23 protein-coding genes are annotated in these 24010 nt (G+C 71.5%); 17 read left to right on the forward strand and 6 right to left on the reverse strand.

The window, feature by feature from the left end; genetic code table 11:
* Positions 1 to 119 precede the first annotated feature (119 nt).
* The 5 genes from BM109_RS02795 to BM109_RS02815 all read left to right on the forward strand — a co-directional run bounded on the left by BM109_RS02795 (position 120) and on the right by BM109_RS02815 (position 5295).
* Positions 120 to 1133, forward strand: coding sequence for an ABC transporter substrate-binding protein (locus BM109_RS02795; protein ID WP_093340353.1), 1014 nt, complete (start codon positions 120 to 122; stop codon positions 1131 to 1133).
* A gap of 47 nt (positions 1134 to 1180) precedes the next feature.
* Positions 1181 to 2305 (forward strand): LLM class flavin-dependent oxidoreductase, encoded by a 1125-nt coding sequence (locus tag BM109_RS02800; RefSeq protein ID WP_093340355.1) that lies wholly within the window; start codon positions 1181 to 1183, stop codon positions 2303 to 2305.
* 150 nt (positions 2306 to 2455) lie between these two features.
* Positions 2456 to 3277: a class II aldolase/adducin family protein gene (locus tag BM109_RS02805; protein WP_093340357.1), complete on the forward strand. Its 822-nt coding sequence runs from the start codon at positions 2456 to 2458 to the stop codon at positions 3275 to 3277.
* A 25-nt stretch (positions 3278 to 3302) separates the two neighbouring features.
* Positions 3303 to 4304, forward strand: a complete 1002-nt coding sequence (locus BM109_RS02810) for an ABC transporter substrate-binding protein (RefSeq protein WP_093340358.1) — start codon at positions 3303 to 3305, stop codon at positions 4302 to 4304.
* Between the two features lie 13 nt (positions 4305 to 4317).
* Entirely contained in the window at positions 4318 to 5295 is a 978-nt protein-coding gene (locus BM109_RS02815; protein WP_256222302.1) for an ABC transporter substrate-binding protein, read from the forward strand.
* Positions 5296 to 5305: 10 nt separating this feature from the next.
* Here the strand turns inward: BM109_RS02815 and BM109_RS02820 are convergent, their stop codons facing one another.
* Positions 5306 to 7039, reverse strand: coding sequence for a carboxylesterase/lipase family protein (locus BM109_RS02820; protein WP_093340359.1), 1734 nt, complete (start codon positions 7037 to 7039; stop codon positions 5306 to 5308).
* Positions 7040 to 7170: 131 nt separating this feature from the next.
* A complete protein-coding gene (locus tag BM109_RS02825; protein ID WP_093340361.1) occupies positions 7171 to 8664 on the reverse strand; it encodes a MocR-like pyridoxine biosynthesis transcription factor PdxR in 1494 nt (497 codons plus the stop codon).
* A 103-nt stretch (positions 8665 to 8767) separates the two neighbouring features.
* On the opposite strand from BM109_RS02825, the gene BM109_RS02830 reads away from it, so the two are divergent.
* Positions 8768 to 9505, forward strand: a complete 738-nt coding sequence (locus tag BM109_RS02830; protein ID WP_256222304.1) for a GNAT family N-acetyltransferase — start codon at positions 8768 to 8770, stop codon at positions 9503 to 9505.
* Positions 9506 to 9511: 6 nt separating this feature from the next.
* On the opposite strand, the gene BM109_RS02835 is transcribed toward BM109_RS02830, so the two are convergent.
* Entirely contained in the window at positions 9512 to 10429 is a 918-nt protein-coding gene (locus BM109_RS02835) for a LysR substrate-binding domain-containing protein (RefSeq protein WP_093340364.1), read from the reverse strand.
* A gap of 141 nt (positions 10430 to 10570) precedes the next feature.
* Here BM109_RS02835 and BM109_RS02840 point away from each other — a divergent pair, with 141 nt between their 5' ends.
* Positions 10571 to 12133 carry a M20/M25/M40 family metallo-hydrolase gene (locus BM109_RS02840; protein ID WP_093340366.1) on the forward strand — a complete coding sequence of 521 codons (1563 nt, stop codon included), beginning with the start codon at positions 10571 to 10573 and terminating at the stop codon, positions 12131 to 12133.
* A gap of 13 nt (positions 12134 to 12146) precedes the next feature.
* On the opposite strand, the gene BM109_RS02845 is transcribed toward BM109_RS02840, so the two are convergent.
* The gene (locus BM109_RS02845; RefSeq protein WP_093340368.1) at positions 12147 to 13010 is read right to left on the reverse strand and encodes a symmetrical bis(5'-nucleosyl)-tetraphosphatase; all 864 of its coding nucleotides are present in this window, start codon (positions 13008 to 13010) and stop codon (positions 12147 to 12149) included.
* 23 nt (positions 13011 to 13033) lie between these two features.
* Between BM109_RS02845 and BM109_RS02850 the strand changes: the two genes are divergently transcribed.
* The 10 genes from BM109_RS02850 (at position 13034) to BM109_RS02895 (ending at position 22479) form a co-directional block, all read left to right on the forward strand.
* Positions 13034 to 14350, forward strand: a complete 1317-nt coding sequence (locus BM109_RS02850) for a hemolysin family protein (protein WP_093340370.1) — start codon at positions 13034 to 13036, stop codon at positions 14348 to 14350.
* Positions 14351 to 14368: 18 nt separating this feature from the next.
* On the forward strand, positions 14369 to 15340 hold the full coding sequence (locus tag BM109_RS02855; protein WP_093340372.1) for a serine/threonine-protein kinase: 972 nt from the start codon (positions 14369 to 14371) through the stop codon (positions 15338 to 15340).
* Between the two features lie 39 nt (positions 15341 to 15379).
* The gene (locus BM109_RS02860) at positions 15380 to 16357 is read left to right on the forward strand and encodes a hypothetical protein (protein WP_093340374.1); all 978 of its coding nucleotides are present in this window, start codon (positions 15380 to 15382) and stop codon (positions 16355 to 16357) included.
* Positions 16358 to 16373: 16 nt separating this feature from the next.
* Positions 16374 to 17699, forward strand: coding sequence for an adenylosuccinate synthetase (locus BM109_RS02865; protein WP_256222306.1), 1326 nt, complete (start codon positions 16374 to 16376; stop codon positions 17697 to 17699).
* A gap of 112 nt (positions 17700 to 17811) precedes the next feature.
* Positions 17812 to 18813, forward strand: a complete 1002-nt coding sequence (dctP, locus tag BM109_RS02870) for a TRAP transporter substrate-binding protein DctP (protein WP_093340377.1) — start codon at positions 17812 to 17814, stop codon at positions 18811 to 18813.
* A 127-nt stretch (positions 18814 to 18940) separates the two neighbouring features.
* On the forward strand, positions 18941 to 19681 hold the full coding sequence (locus BM109_RS02875; protein ID WP_209544237.1) for a TerC family protein: 741 nt from the start codon (positions 18941 to 18943) through the stop codon (positions 19679 to 19681).
* 76 nt (positions 19682 to 19757) lie between these two features.
* A complete protein-coding gene (locus tag BM109_RS02880) occupies positions 19758 to 20318 on the forward strand; it encodes a gamma carbonic anhydrase family protein (RefSeq protein WP_093340380.1) in 561 nt (186 codons plus the stop codon).
* A 108-nt stretch (positions 20319 to 20426) separates the two neighbouring features.
* Positions 20427 to 20843, forward strand: a complete 417-nt coding sequence (locus tag BM109_RS02885) for an SEL1-like repeat protein (protein WP_093340381.1) — start codon at positions 20427 to 20429, stop codon at positions 20841 to 20843.
* Complete coding sequence (locus BM109_RS02890) at positions 20827 to 21033, forward strand: hypothetical protein (protein ID WP_093340383.1); 207 nt, start codon at positions 20827 to 20829, stop codon at positions 21031 to 21033. Before BM109_RS02885 ends, BM109_RS02890 begins: the two co-directional genes overlap by 17 nt.
* 57 nt (positions 21034 to 21090) lie before the next feature.
* Positions 21091 to 22479, forward strand: coding sequence for a glycosyltransferase family protein (locus tag BM109_RS02895; RefSeq protein ID WP_093340385.1), 1389 nt, complete (start codon positions 21091 to 21093; stop codon positions 22477 to 22479).
* A 4-nt stretch (positions 22480 to 22483) separates the two neighbouring features.
* On the opposite strand, the gene BM109_RS02900 is transcribed toward BM109_RS02895, so the two are convergent.
* Together BM109_RS02900 and BM109_RS02905 are read right to left on the reverse strand one after the other, a co-directional pair.
* Positions 22484 to 22945, reverse strand: coding sequence for a GNAT family N-acetyltransferase (locus BM109_RS02900; RefSeq protein WP_093340387.1), 462 nt, complete (start codon positions 22943 to 22945; stop codon positions 22484 to 22486).
* A 70-nt stretch (positions 22946 to 23015) separates the two neighbouring features.
* The gene (locus BM109_RS02905) at positions 23016 to 24005 is read right to left on the reverse strand and encodes a CobW family GTP-binding protein (protein ID WP_093340388.1); all 990 of its coding nucleotides are present in this window, start codon (positions 24003 to 24005) and stop codon (positions 23016 to 23018) included.
* Positions 24006 to 24010 lie beyond the last annotated feature (5 nt).

Genomic DNA, 24010 nt, shown 5'->3' on the forward strand with positions numbered 1-24010 from the left:
GCGAGCCGCCGTGCGCGCGAAAACGACGCATCGCGCATATCCAAACTCGTTTTTCTGCGTTCGCATCGGCGGCGCGGCTGGTTACGTTCGCCGTTTCTCCCCGCCCCGCCGACGACCGCATGAGCCCCTTCTTCTCCATGGACCGCCGCCAGGCGCTGCACGCCCTGGCCGCGCTCGGCGCGACGGCCGCCGCCGGCGGCATCGCGCGGGCGGCACCGAGCGCCCCGGCGCGCGACCTCGCGGGCGTGACCCTGCGCGTGGGCACCTACAAGGGCCTGTGGCGGCCGCTGATCCAGGCCTCGGGCCAGGGCAACACGCCCTACCGCATCGACTGGCGCGAGCTCAACAACGGCGTGCTGCACATCGAGGCGATCAACGGCGACGCGCTCGACCTGGGCTCGGGCAGCGAGATCCCGCCGGTGTTCGCGGCGCGGCAGAAGTCGAGCGTGAAGCTGGTGGCGGTGACGCACGAGGACCTCAACAACCAGGCCACGCTGGCACGCAAGGATGCACCGATCCGCGGCATCGCCGACTTCAAGGGCAAGCGCGTGGGCTACGTGCGCGCCACCACCTCGCACTACTACCTCGCCAAGCAGCTGGCCGAGGCCGGCCTGGGCTTCAACGACATCCAGGCCGTGAGCCTGACGCCGGCCGACGGGCTGTCGGCCTTCGCGCGCGGCGACCTCGATGCCTGGGCCATCTACGGCTACAACGGCCAGCTCGCGCGCATCCAGTACGGCGCGCGCACCATCAAGACCGGCGTCGGCTATTTGTCGGGCAACTTCCCGATCTACGCCAACCCGCGCACGCTCGACGACCCGCTGCGCCGCGCCGCGATCGCCGACCTGCTGCAGCGACTGCAGCGCGCCTTCGCCTGGATCAACGGCAACTTCCTCGCCTATGCGCGCGCCCAGTCGGCCGAGACCCGGGTGCCGGTGGGCGACATCGTCGAGCTGTTCAACGGCCGCAGCGGCGACTACAGCCTGGGCCCGGTCAGCGACGCGGTGGTGCGCAGCCACCAGGACGTGGCCGACACCTTCCTGCGCATCGGCGTGCTCGACGGCCCGGCCGACGTGCGACCGCTGTGGGACCGCGGCTTCGACGGCGTGCTGCGCCAGCCGCCCGCGGCCTGATCCCTTCTTCATCCGTTTCCGACAGACACCCACCGAGAGGACACACCATGAGCCAGAACCACAACGACAACAGCGGCGTCGAATTCATCGGCATGATCCAGGGCCAGAAGGTCTCGGAGATCCATGCCGCCCAGGGCCCGGCGATCGACCGCGACTACGTGCGCGCCTTCGCCCAGGCGCACGAGCAGGCCGGCTTCGACCGCGTGCTGGTGCCGCACCACTCGACCGGCCCCGATGCCACGCTGACCGTGGCCTACGCGGCCTCGGTCACCGAGCGCATCCACTTCATGCTCGCGCACCGCCCGGGCTTCGTGGCGCCCACGCTGGCGGCGCGCCAGTTCGCCTCGCTCGACCAGTTCAGCGGCGGGCGGCTCGCGGTGCACTACATCTCGGGCGGCTCCGACGACGAGCAGAAGCGCGACGGCGACTGGCTCGACCACGACCAGCGCTATGCGCGCACCGACGAATACCTCGATGTGCTGCACAAGGTCTGGCAGGCCGACAAGCCCTTCGACCACGAGGGCGCGCACTACCGCGCGCTCAACGCCTTCTCGGAGGTCAAGCCGCTGCAGACGCGCAACGGCCGCCCGCACGTGCCGGTGTATTTCGGCGGCGCCTCGGAAGCCGCGATCCCCGTGGCCGGCAAGTACGCCGACGTCTACGCGCTGTGGGGCGAGTCGCTCGAGCAGGCGCGCGAGCTCACGACCCGCGTGCGCGCCGAAGCCGCCAAGCATGGCCGCGGCGTGCGCTTCTCGGTCTCGTTCCGCCCGATCCTGGCCGAGACCGAAGAGCAGGCCTGGGCCCGCGCCGACCATATCCTGGCCGAGACCAGGCGGCTGCGCGTGGTGCAGGGCTACAACCGCGGCGGCCCGCAGCAGAGCGAGGGCGCCAAGCGCCTGCTGGCCGCGGCCGGGCAGGGCACGCGGCTCGACAAGCGGCTGTGGACCGCGGTCGCGCAGGAGATCGGCGGGCGCTCCAACAGCACCGCGCTGGTCGGCACGCCCGAGCAGGTCGCCGATGCGCTGCTCGACTACTACGACCTCGGCGTCACCACCTTCCTGATCCGCGGCTTCGATCCGCTGGAGGACGCGGCCGACTACGGGCGCGAACTGATCCCGCGCACGCGAGAACTGGTGGCGCAGCGCGCGGCCTCGATCCGCAAGGCGGCCTGATCCCCCTGCCTTCCTCCCTCCCCCGCTGGGGGAGGGCCGGGGTGGGGGCACGCGGCGCATCCACCGCCCCACCCTGCCGCCACCGCCGCGTGCCCCCATCCCGACCTTCCCCCAGAGGCGGAAGGAGCCCATACCCAAGAGGACATCCCCATGAGCGCCGTTCTTTCCATCGACCGCAACGCCTCGGCCCTGAAGCTCAACCCGGTGCCGACGCAGAAGTACTGGTTCGACCCGATCCCGCCGCGCACCAGCGTGCAGGCCGAGCGCCGCCACCGCCAGGAGCGCCTGGCGGGCGCCTTCCGCCTGTTCGCGCGCTTCGGCTTCGCGCAGGGCCTGGCCGGCCACATCACCGCGCGCGATCCCGAGCTGACCGACCACTTCTGGGTCAATCCGCTGGGCATCCACTTCTCGCGCATCAAGGTCTCCGACCTGCTGCTGGTCAATGCCAGGGGCGAGACCGTGATCGGCGACCGCCCGCTCAACAAGGCGGCCTTCGCGATCCACGCGGCGATCCACGAGCACAACCCCAGGATCGTCGCGGCCGCCCACACCCACTCGACCTACGGCAAGGCCTGGTCGACCTTGGGCCGCAAGCTCGACACTCTGACGCAGGACAGCTGCGTGTTCCACGACGACGTGGCGCTGTTCGACGACTTCACCGGCATGGTGGTCGACACCAGCGAAGGCGAGCGCATCGCGCAGGCACTCGGCGACAGGAAGGGCGCGATCCTCAAGAACCACGGCATCCTGACCGCGGGCCCGACGGTGGAGGCCGCGGCCTGGTGGTACATCGCGCTCGACAACGCCTGCCACACGCAGCTGCTGGCCGAGGCCGCCGGCACGCCGCAACCGATCGACGAAGCCACGGCGCGCCACACCCACGGCCAGATCGGCGGGCCCGAGGGCGCGATCCATTCCTTCGACAGCCTCTACCAGGGGCTGGTCGAGGCCGAGCCCGAGCTGCTGGACTGACTCCTTCTTTCTCCTGGAACCGCCGATGAACGCATCCCTCTCCCGCCGCCGCCTCCTGCGCGCCGGCGGCGCCGCCGCCGTGGTCGCCTCGGGCGGCCTGATCGCCTCGCAGGCCTTCTCGCAGTCGACGCGCAAGCTGACCTTCGCCTGGAACGCCGCGGCCTTCTGCCTCTCGCCGGTGGTGGTGGCGCAGGAGCGCGGCTACTTCGAGCGCAACGGCCTGCAGGTCGAGCTGATCAACTACACCGGCTCGACCGACCAGCTGCTCGAATCGCTGGCCACGGCCAAGGCCGACGCGGCGGTGGGCATGATCCACCGCTGGCTCAAGCCGCTGGAGTCGGGCTTCGACGTGAAGATCGTCGGCAGTTCGCACGGCGGCTGCGTGCGCCTGGTGGGCGCGAAGGCCGCGGGCGCCACCAGCCTCGCGAGCCTCAAGGGCAAGATCATCGGCGTGTCGGACATCACGAGCCCGGGCAAGAACTTCTTCTCGATCCTGCTCGCCAAGAACGGCATCGACGCCGAGCGCGACGTGACCTGGCGCCAGTACCCGGCCGACCTGCTCGACCTCGCGGTGCAGAAGGGCGAGATCCACGCCATCGCCGACGGCGACCCGAACGTCTACCTGATCGAGAAGCGCAACAAGGGTGCGTTCGTCGAGATCGCGAGCAACCTCACGGGCGAGTACAAGGACAAGGTCTGCTGCATCGTCGGCGCGCGCGGCGAGCTGGTGCGCAAGGAAAAGGCCACCGTGGCGGGCCTGGTGCGCGCCATCGCGCAGGCCTCCGACTACGTGGCCGAGAACCCGAACGAATCGGCCAAACTGTTCGCCAAGTATTCGCCCAAGGTGCCGGTGGAGGACCTGCGCGCGCTGCTGGGCACGCTCACGCATGCGCACCACCCGCTGGGCCGCAGCCTGCGCGACGAGGTCGCGTTCTATGCGGCCGACTTCCGCAACGTGGGCGTGCTCAAGAAGAGCACCGACCCGGCGCGCTTCGCGGACCACGTGTCGTACGACCCGCTGGCCTGAGGCCAGGCCGCAGATGACGAACCGCATGCCGTCCGCCAGCCGCCGCCGCTTCATCGCCCAGGGTGGCGCCGCCGCGACCATTGCTGCCCTGCCCGCCTTCGCGCTGCAGGCCCGTGCCCAGGCGCGCCCGCTGCTCAAGGCCGGCGACCAGAAGGGCGGCCTGCGCGCGCTGCTCGAGGCCGCGGGCGGGCTCGAGGGCCTCTCGTACGACATCCAGTGGTCGGAATTCCCGGCCGCCGCGCCGCTGGCCGAGGCCTTGAACGCGGGCGCCGTCGATTCGGGCCCGATCGGCGATGCGCCGCTGATCTTCGCGCTCGCGGCCGGCACGCGCGTGAAGGCGATCGGCGCCAACCGCTCCGACTCCTACGGCACGGCCGTGCTGGTGCGGCCCGATTCGCCGCTCAAGAGCGCGGCCGAGCTCAAGGGGAAAAGCGTGGCCACCAACCGCGGCTCCATCGGCCACTACGTGACGCTCAAGGCCATCGTCGCGGCCGGGCTGAAGCCCGAGGACATCAACCTGCGCTTCCTCGCGCCGGCCGACGCCAAGCTCGCGCTCACGCAGGGCTCGGTCGATGCCTGGGCCACCTGGGAGCCCTACACCGCGCTGGCCGAGACCAGCGGCCATGCACGCGTGCTCGCGAGCGGCCGCGGCCTGCTGCCGGGCCTGAGCTACCTCGCTGCCACCGACGCGGCGATCGCGGCCAAGCGGCCGGTGCTGCAGGACTTCCTGCAGCGCGTGGTGCGCGCGCAGCAATGGTCCTATCGCAACGTCGATGCCTTTTCCGCCACGCTCGCGCGCATCATCGGCATCCCGCCCGAGGCCGCCAGGCTGCAGTTCGAGCGGCGGCAGCAGAAGTGGGTGCCGATCGACGCGCAGGTGGTCGCCGACCAGCAGGGGACGGCGGACTTCTACCGGCAGGTGGGGCTGATCAAGCAGGGGCTCGATGTGAAGACCACCTTCGACACCGGCTTCGGCATCGCGGCCGGCTGAAGTCCTCCGCTCACTCCAGCACGATCCGCTTCTCGCTGGCCGTCGCGTCGAACAGCAACCGTCGCGGCGTACCCGCGGGCGTCCAGCGCACCCACTCCACGCCCAGGCCGGCATGGTTGGGATTGCCGGTCTTCATGAACGCGCCCACGCTGCCCATCATCGCGGCCGACAGCGCCTCGCGGCCCGGCCGGTTGGCATCGGTGTAGTTCATCGAGAACATGCCCTTGCCGAAGTTGCCGAACATGAACGGGATGTCGGTGGAATGGCCCGCGCCGTACAGCGTGTTCCACGGCTCGGGGCCCTGCGACCAGTCGAAGCGGTAGGCATAGACCTCGGGCTGGTGCGCCTGGAACAAGGTGAGCGCCGAGGTGATGCTGGCCGCGAAGCTCGCGGCCGTGACCGCCTTGCCGGCCGCGTTGTAGGCATCGACCGTGACACCGGGCTTGAGCACGCTCGCGAGCGTGGCCGAACCCGGCGCGGTGGGCCGGTTCGGATCGAAGTCGTACATCATCAGGAAGCGCGTGGCGTCGTCGACCTGGTAGTAGGACTGCAGGAACATCTTGCCCTCGTCGCGCGTGGTGCCCGCGAGCAGCGGCACCTTGCGGTACTCGCCCGCCTCGACCGCGGTGCGCGCGACGGCGGGCAGCACGGTGCCGTCGCCGATGTTGTCGGCCTGGCCCGAGGACAGCAGCGCGAGCTGCGAGGCCGGTGCGTTGCGCAGCAGGCTCGCGACCTGCGCCTCGCTCATGCCCGCGATGGTGGCGTCCACGGTGGCCTCGGTGGCCGCGCCGGTCATCACGAGCAGCTTGCGCACCACGCCCTTGGCATAGGTGTCGGCCTGCGCGGTGCTCGATATCTTCACGCCCATGCTCATCGGCACGGCCTTCTGGAACCAGTCCTTGCCCTTGCTCAGCGGCGTCAGGATCATCGCGTAGGTGTTCCAGGCGCCGGCCGACTGGCCCATCAGCGTGACGTTGCGCGGATCGCCGCCGAAGGCCGCGACATTGGCATGCACGAACTCGAGGGCCTTGGCCAGGTCGAGCGTGCCGTAGTTGCCCGAATCGGTGACCGCATCGCCGCTCCTGAGCGCCGGATGGCGGAACCAGCCGAACACGCCGAGCCGGTAGTTGACGGTGACGACGATGGCGTTGTTGCTGCGCGCGAAGTTGACGCCGTCGTAGGTCGGGTTGTGGGTGTAGCCCACGGTGTTGGCGCCGCCGTGCACCCACACCACCACGGGCAGGTTCTTCTCCTGCGTGGCGGGCCGCCAGACGTTGAGCGTGAGGCAGTCCTCGGCGCCGACGAGCTGGCCGAACGAGGTGCCGATCTCGCGCGTGAAACCGTCGTCGGCCAGCGGCGGCGCATAGAAGCTGCCGGCCTGCGCGCACGAGCGGCCGAAGTCCTTGGCGCTGCGCACGCCGCTCCAGGCGTTCGGCGAGACCGGCGGTTTCCAGCGCCGCTCGCCGACCGGCGGCTGCGCGTAGGGAATGCCGAGCCAGGCGTAGGCCGCGCCATCCGCCTGCGCGGCGCCCTCGACCTCGCCGTAGGTGGTGGCGACCTGGAGCGGGTGGGCCGCGGGCGGCGGCGCGGCGGGCGGCGGCGGTGGCGGTGCCACCGACACCGGCGGGAAGGCGACGACCGCGCCGCCGTCCCCGCCACCGCAGGCAGCGAGGGCGGCCACCGCCGCCACCGCGCCCGCGATCCCGAACCGCCGCAGCGGGAATGTCTTCTTCTTCATGCTCATGCGCTCTGTCTCCGTCGTCGTTGTGGGTGCGGCGAGGCTATCGAGGCAGGGCGGGCGCGCCTTGTACCGAGTTGCTATCGCCGCGGGCGCGAACGCCCCACCTTGACGCCTGCGCGACAGGCGCGAGGACTTCAGCGGCCGGCCGCGCGCGCCAGCTGCGCCAGCCGCTTCGCCATCGGCTCGAACAGCTCGGCCGAGGTGTTGCCGTAGCCCAGCACCAGCCCGTTGCAGTCCGGCCCGGGCCGGATCGCGGCGGCCGACAGCGGCATCGGCGCCATGCGGTGGCGTCGCGCCTCGGCGGCGATGCGGCGGTCGTCGAAGCGCGCGGGCAGGCGCACGGTGAGATGCATGCCGCAGTGGCCGCCGTCGATGGTGTGCGGCAGCCTGAAGTGGCGCTCGAGCGCGGCGCGCAGGGCCTGCTGGCGCTCGCGGTACAGGCGCCGCATGCGGCCCAGGTGGCGGCTGAACTGGCCGCTCTCGATGAAGTCGGCCAGCGCGAGCTGCTCGTGGCGATGGCCGCCGCGCAGCATCTCCTCGAGCGGGGCGCGCACGGTGGCCAGCAGGTCCTCGGGCAGCACCAGGAAGCCCAGCCGCAGCGAAGGGAACATGGTCTTGCTGAAGGTGCCCACGTAGAGCACCGGCGCCTGCGGCACCAGCCCCTGCATGGCGGCGATGGGATCGCCGGTGTGGCGGAACTCGCTGTCGTAGTCGTCCTCGATGATCCAGGCGCCGTGGGCGCGCGCCTGCGCGATCAGCGCGAGCCGCCGCGCGATGCCGAGCACCACGCCCGAGGGGTACTGGTGCGAAGGCGTGGCATAGACCAGCCGCGGCGTTTGCAGCCGCCAGTCCTCCTCGCTCGCGCGCAGGCCGCCGGCATCGACCGGCATCGGCACGATGCGCAGGTCGCCCGCGTGCATCGCGGACTTGGCGCCGCGGTAGCCGGGGTCCTCGACCCAGGCGGTGTCGCCCGGGTCGGTGAGCAGGCGCACGCACAGCGCGATGGCTTCCTGCGCGCCCTCGGCGATCACCACCTGCTCGGCCGTGCAGCGCACGCCGCGCGCCAGGCCCAGGTGCTGTGCGATGGCGGCGCGCAGCGCGGGCTCGCCGAAGGGGTTGCCATAGCCGAGCGCGGCATGGCCGGCACCGCGCAGCGCGCGGTCGAGCGCGCCGCGCCAGGCCGCGATCGGGAAGTGCGACAGCGCGGGCACGCCGGGGCGCAGCGCGAGCTCGGGCTCGGCGCGGCTTCCCATGGGATGGATGCGCGCGAGCCGTCCCGCGGTGGCCGGCACGGCCGGCGTGCGCGGGCCGCGCCGCGGCGGCGCCGGCGCGGCCAGCTCCATCACGCGCGTGCCCTGGCGGTCGGGCCGCAGGTAGCCCTCGGCCGCGAGGTGCTCGTAGGTGGCCGTGACGGTGTTGCGCGACACCGCGAGCGCTTCGGCCAGCGCGCGCGAACCGGGCAGCCGCGTGCCGGGCGCGAGGCGGCCGTCGAGGATGGCGCGCTTCAGGCGCTCGTGGAGCTGGCGTTGCATCGAGCCGGCCTCGCGCTCGCGCGCCAGCGGTGCCTCGAGCAGCGCGCGGCGCACGGGGTCGGACAGGGCGGCGGAGGGGTCGGCGGCATCGGTCATCGGGCGTTTCTCGTGGCACCATGAAATTCGCATGGCGTGGCGCTTTTCGTGGCGCCACGACGGGCGTACTGTAGCGCCTGTCGTCATCGAAAGAGAGTCCCCCATGCCCGCCTCCCACCCCCCGCTCACGCCGCGCACCAACCAGTTCGGCCAGACCATCGGCGCCGCCCTGCCCGGCTGGTCGCCGCGCCCGAAGCCGCCGCGCACGCCGATCGAAGGCCGCCTGTGCCGGCTCGAACCCTTGTCGGCCGAGCGCCACGCGGCCGACCTGCATGCCGCCCATGCGCTGGCACCCGACGGCCGCGACTGGACCTACCTCGCGGTGGAGCGCGCGCCCGACGCCGCGAGCGCGCGCGCCTATGTGGAGCTGATCGCGCAGAGCGTGGACCCGATGCATTTCGCGGTGATCGACAAGGCCACGGGCCGCGCCGTGGGCAGCCTCGCGCTGATGCGCATCGAGCCCAACCATGGCGTGATGGAGGTCGGCCACGTGACCTTCTCGCCGCTGCTCAAGCGCACGCCGCTGTCGACCGAGGCCCAGTACCTGCTGATGCAGCTGGCCTTCGACGAGCTCGGCTACCGGCGCTACGAATGGAAGTGCGACAACTTCAACGCGCCCTCGAAGAAGGCGGCGCAGCGCCTGGGCTTCCAGTTCGAGGGCGTGTTCCGCCAGCCGCTGGTCTACAAGGGCCGCACGCGCGACACGGCCTGGTTCTCGGTCATCGACAGCGAATGGCCGGCGCTGCGCGCGGGCTTCGAGCAGTGGCTCGCGCCCGCCAACTTCGATGCCGACGGCAAGCAGCAGCAGTCGCTGGAACAACTGCGCGCGGCCGCGGCCTGAAGCACTTCAGGCCGCGGCGGGCGCGGGCAGCTGCTCGCCGAGGAAGGCCAGGAAGGTCTTCACCACCTCGGGCAGGGTGCGGCCCGCCAGGGTCTGCAACTCGACCGCGCGGCCGCGCATGCCGCGCTCGCGGATCTCCGCCGCGTGCAGTTCGCCGCGCCGCACGCGGTCGCGCACCGTGATCTCGCCCGCGATCGTGAGGCCGCCGCCGTGCAGCACGAAGCTGGCCAGCGACTCGAAGCGGTTGCTGGTCATCACCGGCTCGAACACCAATCCGCGCTGGCTGCAGCCCACGTCGAACAGCTGGCGCACCGTGTTGTCGGCGCCCGAGAGCGCGATCGGGTACGGATGCATCTGCGCCAGGGTCACGGTGCGCAGCTTCGCGAGCGGATGGTCGGGCCGCATCACGGCGAACACCGAGGCCGGCTGGCGCCGCTCGACGCGGATGCCGTCGACCGCGGCGCGACTGTAGGTCAGGCCGATGTCGGCCTCGCCGAGCAGCACGGCCTCCGTCACCTCGGCCGGCCGCGCGGCGCGCAGCTGGAACTGGATGCCCGGGTGTTCGGCGCGAAAGTCCGCGATGGCGCGCGGCAGGAACTCGTTGGCGAAACCCGAGGAACAGGCGAGGCGCACCCGGCCGCGCTTGAGCCCCTGCAGCCCGCGGATGTCGGACACCACGCGCTCGGCCTCGAGCGCGCCGTGCAGCGCATGCGCGGCCAGCAGCTCGCCCGCGGGACTCGCGACCATGCCGCGCGGATGGCGCTCGAACAGCGGCACGCCGAGCAGGTCCTCGAGCATCGCCACCTGGCGGCTGATGGCCGAGGGGCTGACGCTGAGCCGCTCGGCCGCCACCGTGAGCGAGCCGCTGCGGGCCACCTCGAGGAAGTAGCGCAGGGCGGTGTCCTGCAGGCGGTGGGCGGTCATGGCGGGCTTCCGCTTTGAGAAAAACGCAAAGATATCGCCAAAAAACGGCAATTGTTCAAAAGCGGGCGGCTGCCTAAGCTGCACGGTGGCGGCCCCGGCCAGCCCCTTCCCCCTTCCCTCCCCCCACCGAACGATCCGCGCATGCACCTCCCGCTCCTCCACCGCCCCGCGCCCCGCCCACGGACCCTGCTCGCCCTGCTGGCCGCCGCCCTGATCGCCGGCACCGGCTTGGCCCAGGCGGCCGACCTGCCGCAGGCCGAGGCCGAACGCCACGCGCAGGCCAGCTACCGCGAGTACTTCGAGCTGCTCTCGCTGCCCAACGACGCGATCGTTCCCGAGGACATCCGCAAGAACGTGGACTGGCTCGCCAAGGCCTTCGAGAAGCGCGGCTTCTCGACGCGCCAGCTCGACAACGACGGCAAGCCGATGCTCTACGCCGAGCTGCCCGGGCACGACGCGGCGCGCAAGACCGTGCTGTTCTACATGCACCTCGACGGCCAGCCCGTGATCCCCGCGCAGTGGGCCCAGAAGAGCCCGTGGACGCCGGTGCTCAAGCGCCGCGCGGCCGACGGCGGCTGGGAGGAGATCGATGCCGCGCCGCTGTTCGACGGCCCGGTCGATCCCGAGTGGCGCGTGTTCGGCCGTGCCTCGGCCGACGACAAGGGCCCGATCATGATGATGCTGGCCGCGATCGACGCGCTGAAGGCGGCCGGCGGCACGCCCGCGGTCAACGTCAAGGTGATCCTCGACAGCGAGGAGGAGAAGGGCTCGCCCTCGATCGCCAAGGTGATGCAGGCGCACCGCGAACTGCTGGCCTGCGACGCCATCGTGATCCACGACGGCCCGATGCACGCCACCAACCGGCCCACGCTGGTGTTCGGCAACCGCGGCGCGGCCGAGGCCCGGCTCACGGTCTACGGCGCCAAGGTGCCGCTGCACAGCGGCCACTACGGCAACTACGCGCCCAACCCGGCGCAGCGGCTCGCGAGCCTGCTGGCCTCGATGAAGAACGAGCAGGGCCGCGTGACCGTGGCCGGCTACTACGACCGGGTGCGCATCAGCGCGGCCGACCGCCAGGTGATGGCGGCGGTGCCCGACGACGAGACCGCGCTGCGCCGCCGCCTGGGCATCGCGCGCACCGACAAGGTGGGCGCCAACTACCAGGAGGCGATGCAGTACCCCTCGCTCAACGTGCGCGGCATGGCCTCGGCCGCGGTCGGCGACAAGGTCGCGAACATCGTGCCCGACCGCGCGGTGGCCGAGCTCGACCTGCGCACCACGCCCGATTCCGACGCTGCCTACCTGGGCGCGCAGATCGAGAAGCACATCCTCAGGCAGGGCTACCACCTGGTGAAGGGCGTGCCCAGCGACGAGGACCGCGTGCGCTACGACAAGCTCGCGACCTTCAGCTACCAGAGCGAGGGCGCCGACGCGGCCGGCGCGCCGATCGATTCGGCGATCGGGCGCTGGGCCTACAAGTCGCTGACCGACAGCTTCGGCGCCACGCCGGCGCCAGTGCGCATCCGCATGATGGGCGGCACGGTGCCGACCGCGGAGATCGTCAAGGTGCTGCAGGTGCCGTTCGCGATCGTCCCGCTGGTGAATGCCGACAACAACCAGCACGCGGCCAACGAGAACCTGCGGCTGGGCAACTACGTGAGCGGCGTGCGCACCATCTACAGCCTGATGACGCACCCGCTCTGAACGAAGGGCGGGCTCAGCCTCCCTTGCCGGGCTTCTGCGCCTGCTCGCACTTCACCTGGATCCGCTCGCGCTCGTCGAGCGTGGCGCCGATGCGCACTGCGCTGAGGCAGCCGCCCCAGACGCAGCCGGTGTCGGTCGACAGCAGGTCGGGCCGCGACACCCAGCCCAGCGTGGACCAGTGGCCGAAGGCGACCGTGGCTTCGGCCGTGCGCCGGCCCGGCACGTCGAACCAGGGCATGTAGCCCGCGGGCGCGTCGGCCGCGCCGTCGGTGGTCTCGAACTCCATCGTGCCGTCGGCGGTGCACAGCCGCAGCCGCGTGAGCGCATTGACGATCACGCGCAGCCGCTCGCTGCCTTCGAGCGTGTCGCTCCAGCGATCGGGCTGGTTGCCGTACATGGTGGCGAGGAAGGCGCCGAGGTTGGGGCCGCGCAGCACCGCCTCGAGCTCGCCCGCATGGGCGCGCACGTCGGCCACGCTCCATTGCGGCAGCACGCCCGCGTGCACCATCAGCAGGTCGCGCGCGGCCTCGCCCGAGCCGATGCGCCGGTGCAGCGCCATGTGCTGGTGGCGCAGCCAGTCGAGCATCGCCTCGCGGTCGGGCGCGGCCAGCAGCTCGGCCACCGTGTCCTTGCGGCCGGACTTGCGCACGCCGTGCGCCACGCCCAGCAGATGCAGGTCGTGGTTGCCCAGCACGCTGAGCGCCGCGCCGCCCAGGCGCTGCGCGCGCCGCAGCACCTGGGCCGATTCGGGACCGCGGTTGACCAGGTCGCCGAGCAGCACCACGGTGTCGCGGCTGGGGGAAAAATCGATCTCGTCGAGGAGCCGGCCGAGGGCGCTGTCGCAGCCCTGGATGTCGCCAATCAAGTAAAGTGCCATCTCCTCATTCTCTCCCCCCGTACATGGATGTCTTCCTGCTGGCCTTGCTGACCACGCTCAACGCGTTGTTCGCAATGTCCGAAATGGCCCTTTCCACCAGCCGCCGCGCACGCCTCGCGGCATTGGTCGAAACCGGGGATACGGGCGCCGCCGCGGCGCTCAAGCTGATGGAGTCGCCGACCCAGTTCCTCTCGACGGTGCAGATCGGCATCACCTCGATCGGCATGCTGAGCGGCATCGTGGGCGAGGCCGCCTTCGCGGCGCCGCTGGCGGTATGGATGGAGAACGCGGGCATGGGCGCGGGCACCGCCAGCGTGGTGTCGACCGCGGTGGTCGTCACCTGCATCACCTTCTTCACGATCATCTTCGGCGAGCTGGTGCCCAAGCGCATCGGCCAGCTCTATCCCGAGCCGGTGGCGCGCTGGGTCTCGCGCCCGATGCACGGCCTGGCCAAGGCCGCCAAGCCCTTCGTCTGGCTGCTCGCGGGCGCCACCGCCACCATGCTGAAGTTGCTGCGCATCGATGCCAACGCGGCCCGCTCGGTGACCGAGGAAGAAATTTCCGCCAGCCTCGAGGAAGGCGTGGACGCCGGCGTGATCGAGCAGCACGAGCACCAGATGGTGCGCAACGTGTTCCATCTCGACGACCGGCGCCTGTCCTCGCTGATGATCCCGCGCGCCGACATCGAATGGCTCGAAGCCTCGTTCAGCGTGGCCGAGGCGCTGCAGAAGGTGGCGGCCGCGGGCGCGCTCAACCTGGTGCATTCCTGGTACCCGGTGTGCCGCAACTCGCTCGACGACGTGGTCGGCGTGATCAGCGTGGCGCACCTGCTGCGCCTGGGCCCGGCCCACGTGGGCTCGCTGGGCCAGGAGGCCACGGCCGCGGTCTTCGTGCCCGAAACGCTGACCGGCATGGAGCTGCTCGAGCAGTTCCGCGCACGCGCCGGCCGGCTGGTGTTCGTGGTCGACGAGTACGGCGTGGTGCAGGGCCTGATGACCCCGCGCGACCTGCTCGAGGCCATCACCGGCGAACTGCAGCCCGGCATGCAGACCGACGCCTGGGCCCACGAGCAGCCCGACGGCACCTGGGAGCTCGACGGCCTGATGCCGGTGTCGGAGCTGCGCGCCCGCCTGGGCATCCGCGAGCTGCCCGACGAGGAGCGCGGCCGCTACAACACGGTGGCCGGCCTGCTGATGTCGGTGTCGGGCCACCTGCCCTCGGTGGGCGAACACATCGATTGCGCCGGCTGGTGCTTCGAGGTGACCGCGCTCGAGGGCCGGCGCATCGACCGCGTGCGCGCCTCGCGCGATCCCTCGCTGCCGAACGGCAGCGACGACTGAGGCCGCGAGGGCGCGCCGATGCTGTCGCTGCTCGCGCTCAGTTGTCCCCAGTGCTCGGCGCCGCTGCCGCGCGCGGCGCGCTGGCGCACCGTCACCTGCAGCTACTGCGGCGCGACCATCTCGCGCGGCGAGGAAACGGTGGAGCGCGAGAGCTTCCGCGCCGCGTTGCAACGCGCCAATGCACAGGGCGCCGACGGTGCGCGCGTGTTGCGCTGGCGCGGCGCGCGCTACCGCGTGCTGGCGCCGCTGGCCACCGGCGAGCACAGCGAGGTGCTGCTGGCCGAACGGCTCGGCGCCCTGTCCGAGCGCGTGACCTTCAAGCTCGCGCGCGACACGAACGGCGCCGAGGCGCTGGCGCGCGAGCATGCCGCGCTGCAGGCCCTGCAGTCGCTCTCCATGCCGGGCGCCGCCTATTTCACGCGCCGGCTGCCGCAGCCCGTGGGCCTGGGCGCGACCGGCGCCGACGACGGATCGGAAGACGGCCGCCAGGCGCTGGTGCTGCGCCATCCGACCGGCTACTGGGGCAGCCTGCTCGACGTGCAGCGCGCCAACCCGCGGGGCATCGATGCGCGCCACGCGGTCTGGCTCTGGCGCCGCATGCTCGAGGTGCTGGCCTTCGTGCACGACGCGGGCTGGACGCACGGCGATCTTTCGCCCGCCCATGCGCTGGTGCATCCGCGCGACCATGGCGTGCTGCTGATCGGCTGGTCGCGCGCGCGGCACGACGTGACACGGGCCGCGGACGACCTCGCGCAGAGCGCCTGGGCGGTGCGTGCCGTGCTGCATGGCCACGAAGGACTCGGCGAACCGGGCACCGGCTCCGCCACGCCCGCGCCGCTGGCCGCGCTGCTGCGCCGCTGCAGCGAGGACCCCGGCGAATGCCGCCGCCTCGGCGCGCGCGGCATCGAGCAGGCGCTGTCGGCGGCCTCGCGCGAAGCCTTCGGCGCGCCGCAGTTCATTGCTTTCGATCCCGCGCCGCACGGCGGCTGACGGCTTTTTCTTCTTCTCTCTTCACGACGAGGAACATCCATGGGTTACGGAAACTATTCGCACGCCGCCCACGCGGCCCTGGTCGCGGACCGCGCCGCCAAGTCGGGCGCCGAGGTCTTCGCCCAGACCGCCACCCATCCGCTGATGGACCCGCGCGGCCTCAAGGTGCGCGAGGCGCGCGACAACGCCGACCATCCGAACTCGCTGGGCATCGTGTTCGCGCTCGATGTCACGGGCTCGATGGGCGACATCCCGCAGACGCTGGCGCGCCGCGAGCTGCCGACCTTCATGAAGCTCTTGACCGACTGCGGCGTGGCCGATCCGCAGCTGATGTTCATGGCGATCGGCGATGCCACCTCCGACCGCGCGCCGCTGCAGGTGGGCCAGTTCGAATCGACCGCCAACCTGATGGACCAGTGGCTCACCTGGAGCTACCTCGAGGGCGGCGGCGGCGGCACCGGCGAGGAGAGCTACGAGCTGGCGTTCTACGTGATCGCCCAGCACACCGACATGGACTGCTGGGTCAAGCGCAAGAAGCGCGGCTACCTGTTCGTGACCGGCGACGAGCTGCCCTACCCCGCCGTCTCGCGCCACCAGATCGAGGGCCTGGTCGGCGAGAAGCTCGACGAGGACATCCCGATCGAGGAGGCCATCGCGGCTGCGGCCGAGACCTGCCACCTGTTCTTCCTGATTCCCGACGCGCAGCGCCGCCGCCGCTGCGAGCCGCGCTGGCGCGAGCTGCTCGGCGACCACGTGATCTGCATGGACTCGCCCGACGACGCCTGCGCGGTGGCCGCGGGCATCGTCGCGCTGACCGAGAAGGCCGTGCCCAGCCTCGACGAGCTCGGCCGCGTGATGGCCGCGACCGGCAGCGCGGACAAGGCGCGCATCAACGGCGTGCTGCATGCGCTCGACGGCTATGCGGCGCTGCTCGACCCGAACAAGCCGCGCCATGCGCCGCCGAGCGCCGCCGCGTCGGCACCGCGCTCGTCGTGGTGGAAGCGCCTGTTCGGCTGACCCCGCCGCGCGCGTCGTGAGCACCGGCGCCACGCGCTATCTCTCGCTGCTGGGCCTGGGCTTCGGCGACTGCGGCAAGGGCCTCTACACCGACCACTTCTGCGCCGCGCTGCGCGCCCACACCGTGGTGCGCTTCAACGGCGGCGCGCAGGCCGGCCACAACGTGGTGCGGGCCGACGGGCGCCATCACACCTTCTCGCAATTCGGCGCCGGCAGCTTCGAGCCCGGCGTCGCCACGCTGCTCGCGAGCGCGGTGGTGGTGCATCCCACGGCGCTGCTCGTCGAGGCCGCCGTGCTGCGCGACAAGGGCGTGCCCGACGCGCTCGCGCGCCTGCGCATCGATGCGCGCTGCCGCGTGACCACGCCCTTCCACCAGGCCGCGGGCCGGCTGCGCGAATGGGCGCGCGGCGACGCGGCCCATGGCAGCTGCGGCGTGGGCGTGGGCGAGACGGTGCGCCAGGCACTGGCCGCGCCCGAGCTCGCGCTGCGCTACGGCGACCTGCTGCGGCCGGCGCTCGCGTTCGAGAAGCTCGAGGCGCTGCGCCTCGCATTGCTGCGCGAATTCGCGCCACGGCCCGATCCCGATTGGCAGCGCGAACAGGCGCTGCTGGCCGATGCCAGCCTGTCGCAGCGCTGGCTCGCGGCCGTCGAGCCCTGCCTGCGCGCCGCGCCGCCCACGAGCGTCGATGCGGTCGCCGAGCAACTGGCGCGGCCCGGTGCCGTGGTGTTCGAGGGCGCGCAGGGCGTGCTGCTCGACGAATGGCGCGGCTTCCATCCGCACACGAGCTGGAGCACGGTCTCGACCGCTGCGGTCGAGGCCGTGCTGCGCGACGCCGGCCTGGACGCGCCGCCCGTGCGGCACCTGGGCGTGCTGCGCAGCTACCTCACGCGCCATGGCGCCGGGCCGCTGCCCACGCACGACCCCGCGCTCGCCGCGCGGCTGCCCGAGCCACACAACGCCGACGCCGGTTGGCAGGGCGCGTTCCGCCGCGGGCATCCCGATGCCGTGCTGCTGCGCTATGCCATCGCCGCGGCCGGACCGCTCGACGGCCTGGTCGCGAGCCATCTCGATGCGATCGGGCACGCGGGCCTGCGCTGGTGCGAGGGCTACCGCGATACGGATGGCGAGACCGTCGCGCAGCTGGCCTTGGGGCCCGAGGCGGACCTCGACCATCAGCAGCGCCTGACGCGCCTGCTCGAACGCGTGCGGCCGATCTACTCGGAGGCCGGCGTCGCGAACACGCGCGACTGGCTCGAACGCGTGGAGGCCGCGAGCGGCCTGCGCGTGCAATGGGGCTCCCACGGGCCCACGCGCCAGGACGTCGCGGAGTACGCGAGGTAGCCCCTCGGCCACGGCGGCGGCCGCACGAGGCCGGACAAATCCCTATCGCGCCCGCGCGCGCGATGCCTACCATGCGGCACCGGGCCGATGCCCCGCACCGCTGGGAGACACCATGACGATTTCGACGCCGCGGCAGCGCGCCCGTGGCTGGCTGTTGGCACTCGCTTGCGCCGCGCCCGCCGCCGGCGTGGCGCCCGCCCATGCGCAGGTGCTGCAGCTCAAGTGGGGCCATGTCTACGAGGCCTCGAGCATCTTCCACCAGCAGGCCGAGCTCGCGGCGCGCAAGATCGCCGAGCAGTCCGAGGGAAAGATCAGGATCGAGGTGGTGCCCGCCTCGAAGCTCGGGCAGGAAGGCGACTACCCGCTGATGCTGGCCAACGACTCGGTGCAGATCGCCTACGTCACGGCCGCCACGCTGGCCGAGGGCTATGCGCCGCTGCGCCTGGGCAGCTATCCCTTCGCCTTCAAGGACCTCGACCACGTGCGCAAGTACCTCGCGAGCCCGCTGCTGGGCCAGCTCATGAAGGGCTACGACGAGCGCAGCGGCAACCACCTGGTCGCTTCGGTCTACTACGGCGCGCGCCAGGTCACCTCGAACCGGCCGCTCGCGCGGCCCGAGGACTTCCGCGACCTGCGGCTGCACGTGCCCGATGCCTCGGCCTACCAGCTGTTCGCCACCGCGCTCGATGCCAAGCCCGTGACCCTGCCCTACGTCGGCCTCTATGACGCGCTGAAGAAAAACGAGGTCGAGGCGCAGGAATATCCGCTGAGCACGGTGAAGGCCAAGAAGCTCTACGAGGTGCAGAAGTACGTGCAGCTCACGGCCCATGTCTACGACACGCTGGGCATCGTGATCGGCAAGGCCGCCTGGGCCAAGCTCTCGGCGCCGCAGCAGGCCATGGTCGAGAAGGTGCTGGTCGACGGCGCGAAGTGGACCAATGTGGGCGTGATCGCCGGCGAACTGGAAGACGAGCAGTTCCTGCGCGGCAAGGGCATGACGGTCTCGCAGGTCAACCGGCAGCCCTTCCTCGAGCGCATCGCGCGGCGTTCCACGCCCGAGCAGCTCGGCGCGCGGCCCGGCGACTGGGCCAAGCTGCAGGCGCTCGCGAACTGATCCTTCGTTTCCTGTTGGCGAACCGGCCGCGCTGCTGCACACTGGCGAGCGGCATGCGCCGTGACCGCATTGCCGGGAGCACACCGTGGAATTCCTCCTGGACCCGAATGTCTGGATCGCCTTCGCGATGCTGACCGCCCTCGAGATCGTCCTGGGCATCGACAACATCATCTTCATCTCGATCCTGGTCGGCCGGCTGCCGCCCGAGCAGCGCGACAAGGCGCGGCGCCTCGGGCTGGGCTTCGCGATGATCTCGCGGCTGCTGCTGCTGCTCTCGCTGAGCTGGGTGATGGGCCTCACGGCCGACCTGTTCCACGTCTTCGGCCAGGGCATCAGCGGGCGCGACATCGTGCTGCTGCTGGGCGGCCTGTTCCTGCTCTACAAGGCCTCGCACGAGATCTTCCTCGAGGTCGAGGCCGGCGAGGAGCACGGCCCCGATGCCGACGAGGACGGCGGCGCGCGCAAGGCCGCGTTCTGGAGCGTGATCGGCCAGATCGGCATCATCGACATCGTGTTCTCGCTCGACTCGGTGATCACCGCCGTCGGCATGGTCGACCAGATCGCCGTGATGATGGCCGCGGTGATCGCCTCGGTCGGCGTGATGCTGGTGGCCGCCAAGCCGATCGGCGACTTCGTCGACAAGCACCCCTCGGTCAAGGTGCTGGCGCTGGCCTTCCTCGTGATGGTGGGCATGGTGCTCACGGCCGAGGCCTTCGACAAGCACGTGCCCAAGGGCTACATCTACGCGGCGATGGCCTTCTCGCTCGCGGTCGAGGCGCTGAACATTCGCGCGCGCGGCAAGCGCACCGCGGCGCGGGCGCTGAAGGCGCAGGCCAGGGCGAACGCGAAGGCGGGCGAGGCGCCCTGAGCGTCGGCCGCCACTAACGCATCACTGTGGCATTATTGGATCGACCCCAGTTCATCGACCAGCGACGAGACTCCCCATGATCCGCAAGAACCCGCGCGGCGACCTGCCGCAGATCCACCCGAGCGCCTTCGTCGACCCGACCGCGATCCTCTGCGGCCTGGTCGTGGTGGAGGAGAACGTGTTCATCGGTCCCTATGCCGTCATCCGCGCCGACGAGACCGACGCGAACGGCCACATCGACCCGATCGTCATCGGCGCGCACTCGAACATCCAGGACGGCGTGGTGATCCATTCGAAGTCGGGCGCGCCGGTCACGATCGGCGAGCGCACCTCGATCGCGCACCGCGCCATCGTCCACGGCCCGTGCCGGGTGGGCCGCGGCGTGTTCATCGGCTTCAACAGCGTGCTGTTCAACTGCGTCGTCGGCGATGGCAGCGTGGTGCGCTACAACGCGGTGGTCGACGGCTGCGAGCTGCCGCCGAACTTCTACGTGCGCTCCACCGAGCGCATCGGCCCCGAGACCGCCCTGGACGGACGACCGACCGTCTCGGTGGATGCGAGCGAATTCTCCGAAGACGTGGTGCGCACCAACAACGCGCTGGTGCAGGGCTACAAGAACATCCAGAACCAGTTCTAAGCTAGCGCCCTCAGCCTGCGCCATAGGCCGGCTGCGGAAATTCCAGTTCGACGCGCCGGCACGCGCGCGGGAAGATCGTGGCCACCGAACGCCACGAAGGAGCCCGCGATGCACCTCTCCCCGCCATTCCACCACCGCGCCCTGCGCGCGATGCTCCTCGCGGCCGCGTTCGCCGCGACCGGCGGCGCCTCGGCGCGCGACACGGCCGTGGCGGTCACGCCCGAGCAGCGCTTCCAGCTCGCGCTCGAGGCCCAGTCCGCGCGCGACTACCGTTCGATGATGTCGCTGCTGCGCGAGGCCGGCGCCTCGGGCCACCGCGAGGCGCAGGAGATGCTCGGCGTGGTGCTGCTGGCCGGGCCGCTGCTGTACGGCAACGGCGTGCCCGCCGATCGCTGCGAGGCCCGTCACTGGGCGCGCGAGGCGGCGCGCCAGGGCAGCGAGGTCGGCCAGCACCAGTTGCACCTGCTCAACCGCGCGCGCAACGCGCCCATGGGCAGGGAGGCCTGCGATGCGCAGCGTTCCTGAGTTCGCGCGCGGGCTGCTCGCGCGGCACGGCGCGCTGGGCCTGCTGCAGGCCTGGCGCATGCTGCTCGCGGCGGTCGCGGTGGCGGCCTTCGCGGCATCGGTCGATGCGGGCAGCGACGAGGCACCGGCCGCGGCCTGCACGACCGGCGACTGCGTTCGGGCCGCGGCCTGCGAGCATCCGTCGCGCTAGCGATCCGCGTCGAGGCACGGGGACGACAATGGGGCACGCCCCACTCGCCGCCCCCGCATGCCCTCCCCCACCACGATCCTCTCCGTCTTCGCCCACCGGCCGATCGACGGCCTGCTCGAGAACCACGCGTCCTATGCGGCGCGCTGGGGCTACGCGCACGAGGCCAGGGACAGCCTGCACGTGTTCGGCGACCGGCAGGCCGAGCTCTACAAGTACCACGCGATCTACGGCGCCTTGCTCGCGCTGGCCGACGGCGGGCTGCTGCTGGTGCTCGACGAGTTCTCGGTCGTCTACGGCCGGCAGAAGCTCGAGGACGTGGCACAGGGCCATGACTTCGTGGTGGTGTCGCAGGAGCCCGGCGCCAGCCTGCCCACATCGAGCGGGATGATCCTGCGCAACACCGCCGAGGTCCGCGAGCGGCTGCGGCTGCTGGTGTTCCATCTGTCGGTGAGCGTGGCGGGCGATCCGGACACGCTGGGCAAGTCCGCCGGCGAACACCTGGGCGAGGCCTTTGCCGTGCATCCGCTCGAGAACCGCCTGGCCAACGGCTACTACAGCAGCATCCAGGCCGTCTGGGACGGCGGCGGCCGCGTCGCCATCGACCAGTTGCCGAAGGTGGTGCCGCTGGTCGCGCATGCGGCGCCGCGCTGGGAACGCCAGCATGGCGTGTGGCTGCCGACCTATGGCTACGACTTCCGTTACGTCAGCGTGCTGCTCGAGCAGGCGCGCGCCTTCGAGGAGGAACGGCCGCTCGACCTGCCGGCGCAGTGGGAGCAGGCCGCGCAGGAGGCACAGGGAGGAGCCCGGCACCTGAACCCGCAGGCAAAGATCGCCTTCGTCTCGTTCTACGACGCCAAGGTGGCGGGCTACGGCCGCATCCACGAAGACAACCTCGCACGCTACTGCCAGCGCCATGGCTATGCCCACCACCTCTACCGCGAGCTGCCGGCCTTCGTGCCGGCGGGCGTGCAGGCCAACTGGGCCAAGATGCATCTGGTGCGCGAGCATCTGGCGCAGCACGAGCAGCTGTTCTGGATCGATGCCGACATCCTCGCGATCAACCAGCGCCTGGGCGTGGAAGAGGTGCTCGGCGCGCGCGACTTCGTGATCGGCATGGACCACAGTGCCTGGCCCGCGAACTCGGGGCTGATGGGCTTTAGGCCCGGGCCGCGCATGCAGCAGTTCGTCGACCATGTCTGCGCGGCGATCGAGGCCGTGCCCGACAAGTCGAACGTCTACGCGGGCGGTGGCGACCAGGCCAGCGTGCTCGCGGGCATGCGCCGGTTCGGGCTCGAGAACGCCGAGCACGTGGTCGACGCGATCTCGCTCGCGCCGGCGCCGATCTATGCGACCCGCGACAGCCGCTTCGTGCACTTTCCATCGCAGATCAATGCCTACCGGGCCGAGGCGATGCGGGCCTGGGACCGGTGGAGCCACGAACAGTGAAGCGTCAGACGTTCTTCGCGAAGATGATGAAGCCCGTGCGGTCCGCGACCTTGTCGTAAAGCCGCTGCCCCGCGAGGTTGGTCTCGTGGGTCTGCCAGTAGACGCGCTTCACGCCGGCCTGCGCGGCGCGTTCGTACACGCCCTCGATCAGCCGCCGGCCCACGCCCTGGCCGCGCAGCGAAGGCAGCGTGAACAGGTCCTGCAGATAGCAGGTCGGCTCGATGCGCGTGGTGCTGCGGTGGAACAGGTAGTGCGTGAGGCCGACCAGCCGGCCCTCGTGCTCGGCCACGAGCGCGTGCACGGGCTCGTAGGCGTCGAAGAAGCGCTGCCAGGTGGCCTGCGTGATCGCGTCGGGCAAGGCCGTCGGGCCCTCGCGCTCGTAGAAGGCGTTGTAGCCGTCCCACAGCGGCTTCCAGTCGGCGTAGTCGTTGCGCGTGGGCGGGCGGATCACGAGGGTCGGGTTCATGGCGTGTGCAATGGCGCGGGTGCGCGGCGGGCGAAAAGCCCGCATTGCAACACGAACCGACGCGACGCGGCTAAGGATTCGCTGAAGCGGCCGTGGCCCCGAAGAAGGCCTCGAGCGCCTGCATCGGCAACTGGCCGCGCAGGCCGATCGCGACCACCGCGGCACCTTCGGCATCGAGCGGCGCGGTGGCCCGCCGCAGCATGCCGTGGCGGCCCGCATACTGGAGCTCGGACCAGGCCTCGCCGCCGCCCTCGGCCTCGACCTTCAGCAGGCCCTTGAGCCGCAGCACGCCGGGCGGCATCGCGCGCATCCAGGCGCGCAAGGCCTCGGGCGCGAACACGGCCGCGGGCCGCGCGCTCCAGGTCGCGAACTGCGCGCCATGGTCGGCGTGGTGCGCATGGTCGTGATCGTGATCGCAGCCCGGCACATCGCAATGCGCGTGCGGCCTGGCCTGGCCCTGCAGCCCCGAAGCCAGCGCGAGCGGCAGCTCGGACTGCGTGGTCGCGACCCGCGGCGTGCCCGGCACGGTCGCGTCGAGCCAGGCCGTGGCGGCCGCCAGCGCGGCATCGTCGGCGATGTCGGTCTTGTTGAGCACCACGAGGTCGGCCGACTTTGCCTGCCGCGCGAGCGTGTCGGCCAGCAGCGGATCGCGCGACTGCGCGGCGACCGCGCTCGCATCGACCAGCACCAGCACGGCCTGCAGGCTCAGCTCGGGCGCGGCCATGCCGATCTGCGCGATGCGCCAGGGGTCGGAGACGCCGCTGGCCTCGATCACCACGGCGTCGAACGGCGGCTCGGCGTCGATCGTGCCCTGCAGCGCGCGCCCGAGGTCGTCGCCGATCTGGCAGCAGACGCAGCCGTTGGTGAGCGCGACGGTGTCGCCATGGCGCGCGGCGATCAGGCCGGCGTCGATGTTGAGCGCGCCGAAGTCGTTGACCAGCACCGCCATGCGCAGGCCCTCGGCCTCGGCCAGCCAGCGGTTGAGCAGCGTGGTCTTGCCGGCGCCGAGGAAGCCGCCGACGACCGTGAGCGGCAGGCGCCGCGCCGTCTTCGCGGTCATCGCGC

It is taken from the genome of Variovorax sp. PDC80 (assembly GCF_900115375.1).
GTDB lineage: Bacteria > Pseudomonadota > Gammaproteobacteria > Burkholderiales > Burkholderiaceae_C > Variovorax.